Origin of the sequence: Rhizobium ecuadorense (assembly GCF_001187535.1) — a bacterium.
Classification (GTDB): domain Bacteria; phylum Pseudomonadota; class Alphaproteobacteria; order Rhizobiales; family Rhizobiaceae; genus Rhizobium; species Rhizobium ecuadorense.
Genome location: NZ_LFIO01001363.1, coordinates 1 through 341, shown reverse-complemented (window position 1 = coordinate 341; position 341 = coordinate 1). Strand labels below are relative to the sequence as shown.

Here is a 341-nt window from a genome sequence, read left to right as displayed (position 1 = left end):
GGACAAGCTCGATGGTTGGGCGGCGGGCGAAGACGCTGATATCATCGGCCTGGCGCTCCAATACAGTCTCAAGCTTCGACGCTTGCCGGAGGCGCTGAAATACGCCGAGGATCTGGCGCGACTGAGACCTGAGGACCAGCAGATTTCAGGCCTCATCGGGCAGTTGACGCAGGCGATCAACGAAAAATAGGTATTTGAGCTTGTCGAAATCTACCTCTCGCTGCACAGTGCCGACTCGGGACAGCAGTGCCGAGGCGAAACGAGATCGGGGGATTCTCATGAAAGCCATATACTTGCGTGCCGTTCTGTTGGTGGCGGGCATTTGCGCGGCTTCGGCCGGC

General features: G+C 58.7%; 1 protein-coding gene. It reads left to right on the top strand.

Going from position 1 to position 341, the window contains the following annotated elements; genetic code table 11:
* The coding region (locus tag AF337_RS29475; RefSeq protein ID WP_152971230.1) for a hypothetical protein at nt 1-190 on the top strand (190 nt) is incomplete at its 5' end.
* Nucleotides 191-341: the final 151 nt, after the last annotated feature.